This window comes from Hyalangium sp. (assembly GCF_035629615.1).
In the GTDB taxonomy this organism is placed as follows: Bacteria; Myxococcota; Myxococcia; order Myxococcales; family Myxococcaceae; genus Hyalangium.
Window position 1 is genome coordinate 1 of record NZ_DASPHO010000132.1, and the last position, 3,732, is coordinate 3,732.

4 protein-coding genes and 1 pseudogene are annotated in these 3,732 nt (G+C 69.7%); 4 read left to right on the plus strand and 1 reads right to left on the minus strand.

Annotated elements, in window-relative coordinates; all coding sequences use genetic code 11:
* The 3 genes from VD972_RS06440 to VD972_RS06450 all read left to right on the plus strand — a co-directional run.
* Window positions 1–1,475: acyl-CoA dehydrogenase (locus VD972_RS06440; protein ID WP_324982310.1), on the plus strand; the 1,475-nt coding region annotated here is incomplete at its 5' end.
* 64 nt (window positions 1,476–1,539) lie between these two features.
* The gene (locus VD972_RS06445; protein ID WP_324982312.1) at window positions 1,540–2,088 is read left to right on the plus strand and encodes an ester cyclase; all 549 of its coding nucleotides are present in this window, start codon (window positions 1,540–1,542) and stop codon (window positions 2,086–2,088) included.
* A gap of 83 nt (window positions 2,089–2,171) precedes the next feature.
* Window positions 2,172–2,456 carry a hypothetical protein gene (locus VD972_RS06450; RefSeq protein ID WP_324982315.1) on the plus strand — a complete coding sequence of 95 codons (285 nt, stop codon included), beginning with the start codon at window positions 2,172–2,174 and terminating at the stop codon, window positions 2,454–2,456.
* A gap of 6 nt (window positions 2,457–2,462) precedes the next feature.
* On the opposite strand, the gene VD972_RS06455 is transcribed toward VD972_RS06450, so the two are convergent.
* Window positions 2,463–3,086 (minus strand): hypothetical protein, encoded by a 624-nt coding sequence (locus tag VD972_RS06455; protein ID WP_324982317.1) that lies wholly within the window; start codon window positions 3,084–3,086, stop codon window positions 2,463–2,465.
* 272 nt (window positions 3,087–3,358) lie between these two features.
* Between VD972_RS06455 and VD972_RS06460 the strand changes: the two are divergent.
* Window positions 3,359–3,732 (plus strand): annotated as a pseudogene (locus VD972_RS06460) (peptidase M48); the annotation flags it as partial.

Here is a 3,732-nt window from a genome sequence, read left to right on the forward strand (position 1 = left end):
TCGCGATGAGCGAGCTGGGCCACGGCTCCAACGTGCGCGACGTGGAGACGGTGGCCCGCTACGACGAGGAGCGCGGCGACTTCGTGGTGCACACGCCCTCGGACGCGGCGCGCAAGGAGTGGATCGGCAACGCGGCCCAGCACGCGCGGCTGGCCACGGTGTTCGCGCAGCTCGAGGTGAAGGGCGAGCGCCACGGCGTCCACGCGTTGCTGGTGCCCCTGCGGGACGAGCACGGACAGCTGCTCCCCGGCGTCCGGGTGGAGGACTGCGGGGTGAAGATGGGGCTCAACGGGGTGGACAACGGGCGCATCTGGTTCAACCAGGTGCGCGTGCCTCGGGAGAACCTGCTGGACCGCTTCGCGCAGGTGAGCGCCGAGGGCGAGTACACCAGCTCCATCACCAGCGCCTCGAGGCGCTTCTTCACCATGCTGGGCACGCTGGTGGCAGGAAGGGTGAGCGTGGCCCTCGGAGGGCTGAGCGCCACCAAGAGCGGCCTGGCCATCGCCATCTCCTACGGGGACGAGCGCCGGCAGTTCGGCCCGGCCGGAGCGCAGGAGGCCCGGCTGCTGGACTACCAGACCCACCAGCTGCGGCTGCTGCGCCCGCTGGCGACGACGTACGCGCTGGACTTCGCGCTCAAGTACCTGGTGAAGCGCTACGTGGGGCGGACGGAGCAGGACGCCATGGAGGTGGAGGCGCTGGCGGCGGGCCTCAAGGCCTACAGCACGTGGCACACCACCCGGACGCTGCAGGTGGCGCGCGAGGCGTGCGGGGGCCAGGGCTACCTGGTGGCCAACCGGCTGCCCACGCTGAAGGCGGACACGGACGTGTTCACCACCTTCGAGGGCGACAACACGGTGCTGATGCAGCTCGTGGCCAAGAGCCTGCTGACGGGCTACCGGCAGCAGTTCGAGGATGACCGCGTCTTCACGGTGATGAAGTTCATCGTCGAGCGGGCCTCGGGGGCGCTGACGGATCGCAACCCCTTCCAGGTGCGGCGCACGGGCAGCGAGCACCTGCGGGACGGGGACTTCCAGCTGCGCGCGCTGCGCTTCCGCGAGGCGGACCTGCTGGCCTCGGCGGCGCGGCGGCTGCGCAAGCGGCTGGGCGCGGGGGTGGACTCGTTCCAGGCCTTCATCCAGGTGCAGGACCACCTGCAGTCGCTGGCCCTCGCACACGTGGAGCGTGTGGTGCTGGAGCAGTTCCTCGCGGGCGTGGAGCAGGTGGAGGATCCGGCGGTGAAGGCCGTGCTCGGCAAGCTGTGTGACTTGTACGGCCTGGGCTGCCTCATGGACGCGAGCGGCTGGTTCCTGGAGAACGAGCACGTGGAGAGCGGAAAGGCCAAGGCCATCCGCAAAGAAGTCACTCGGTTGTGCGCGGAGCTGCGGCCGGACGCGGTGGCGCTGGTGCGGGCCTTCCACATCCCGGACACGTGCCTGGCGGCTCCCATCGGCCTGGGCCAGCCGTCGCCATGAGGTGGACACTGCCGCAAAGGCACGGCTGACGCGGGCCAGGGCCATGAGCACACTGCGGGCCCCTATGAACCGACTCTCGCTGCTGCTGACCCTCACGCTGCTGACGGGCTGTGCCACCACCTCAGGAGCTCGCGACCTCGCCGCCGAAGAGGAGAACAAGCGGCTGGCCCGGGCCTTCACCGAGGAGATCTACAACCAGCGCCAGCTCGACCGCATCCCCGTGTACGTGGCGCAGGACTTCGTGGACCTGTCTCCCGGAGCACCGCCCCAGGCCCAGGGGCCGGACTTCGTCCGCAAGCAGGCCGAGGCGAGCCTCGCGCTGCTGCCGGACCTGCGGTTCGACATCCAGCACCTGATGGCCGACGGCGACCTGGTGCTCATCCACTGGAAGGCGACGGGCACGGACGCGAAGACGCTGGACGAGGCGGGCGCGCCCAAGCAGGTGACGCTCCAGGGCCAGTCCCTCTTTCGAATGCGGGGGGGCCAGATCGTGGAGTCGTGGGACGTCGTGGACCGGCTGGGCTTCCTTCTCCAGCGAGGCTTCAAACTTCTGCCCCCGGTCCCTGCTCCTACCACTCCAGTACCCCCACCCCCCTCACCTCCTACATCTTGAGCGCACATCATACCCATGTAGTAGGATGTTTCTCATCCACTCTGTAGAGTGGTGGACGACTCAGCAGGCACGTGGGGGGGCCGATGACGGCAGCCATGAGCAAGGATGGGACGCAGCTACTCCAGGGAGTCCAGAAGCTCGACCTGGACGTCCAGGAACTCAAGGGGCGCGTGAGCAGACTCGAGGGCCGGATGGAGAAGATGGAGGCACGGATGGAGAGGCTCGAGGTGTCGAACGGGCAGATCCTCGATCACGTCAAGCGCATCGTGAAGGTGCTGACCGAGCCTCCCACGCCGAGCCAGAGCCACGACGGGCTGAGCGCCTACCTCAGTACGATCGAGCGGCGCATCACGGCCCTGAAGCGGTAGCCCCCGTCACTGCACGGAGGAGGGCGCGCGGAACACCTCACCGTCGAGCCCCTCGAGCACCAGGCTGGCGCTGTTGGAAGGAGACACCCGCAGCGTCGCGCGAGGCTGACCCAGCCGGTCCACGAGCAGCAACCCTGGCGAGCCGTGCTCGTCCGCGCCGAGGATGGCGCGCGGCCGGCCGTCCTCATCCGCCAGCTCCAGCCGGGACGAGCCGTCCGGGAACATGCCCACGGAGAAGAACTCAGCGCCGCCCTTCTTCGCGAACGCCAGGCGCGGCGCCTCGTCCGAGTACACAGTGAGCTCGGCGAGCGTGTGTCCCTCCACAGTGGAGAAGCGCAGCTTTGGGGAGCCATCCTTCGAGATGCCGAGCAGGGCCCGTGGGTGGCCCTCCGCGTCGCTGAGCACCAGGCCCGTGCTCCCATCCGCCTCGGCGGAGAGCGTGGCGCGCGCGCGCCCGTGCGCATCCGCCAGCGTCAGCCGTGAGACGACCAGCGCGCCGGCGCTCCCCTCCTCCTTGAGGACGGCGGCTCCCAGGCCCACCCCGGCCAGGGCCAGCGCGGCCAGGGCCAGGCCCTGCATGCGCCGGTAGCTCCGCTCCAACCGCTCCAGCCGCGAGTCGAGGTTCTCCATGGGAGAGAGGCTAACCAACCTCCGGGCGCGATGCGCGCCCATCTGTCCTTTCAGTGACGCGGTGTACAGGCGGCCAGTGGCCAGCAGTGCACCGGCTCCCTTGGCCTGCTCGACAACCCGCAGCCCCAGCAATACGTGGCCAGCGTGGGCATGCCCATGGCCCGCAAGTCCGAGCGGCCGGAGCTGCCCTCTTCCTGCACCCAGACCTGCGCTTCCAGCTGGAGTTTCCCGAGGGCTGGAAGACGGCGAACCAGAGCCAGGCGGTGCTCGGCGTGAGCCCGAAGCAGGACGCGATCGTCGGGCTGGCCACGGTGGGGGGTGGCATTTCTCCGGACCAGGCCCTGCAGCAGTTCTTCGCGCAGCAGGGGGTGCGCTCGGTGGCGGCGCAGCTCCCGCAGCATGACCCGGCGTTCCGCGCCACCTTCGCCAGCTTCCGGGAGCTGACGGACCCGGCGGTGCTGGGCATCCAGCCCGCGCGGATCGAGCTGGTGACGCTGGACCAGGCCATGACGCTGGAGCAGTTCCAGGCACGGTACCCGTCCACCATCCCGGTGGCGGAGCTGGCCCTCATCAACGGGGTGCAGCCGGGGGACACGCTCCCAGCGGGCCGGATGGTCAAGCGAGTGACGGGTGGTCCCCCTCCCAG

Coding starts and splice junctions, on each gene's coding strand:
- VD972_RS06445 (WP_324982312.1), top strand. CDS start 1,540: ATGAACCGACTCTCGCTGCTGCTGACCCTCACGCTGCTGACGGGCTGT.
- VD972_RS06450 (WP_324982315.1), top strand. CDS start 2,172: ATGACGGCAGCCATGAGCAAGGATGGGACGCAGCTACTCCAGGGAGTC.
- VD972_RS06455 (WP_324982317.1), bottom strand. CDS start 3,086: ATGGAGAACCTCGACTCGCGGCTGGAGCGGTTGGAGCGGAGCTACCGG.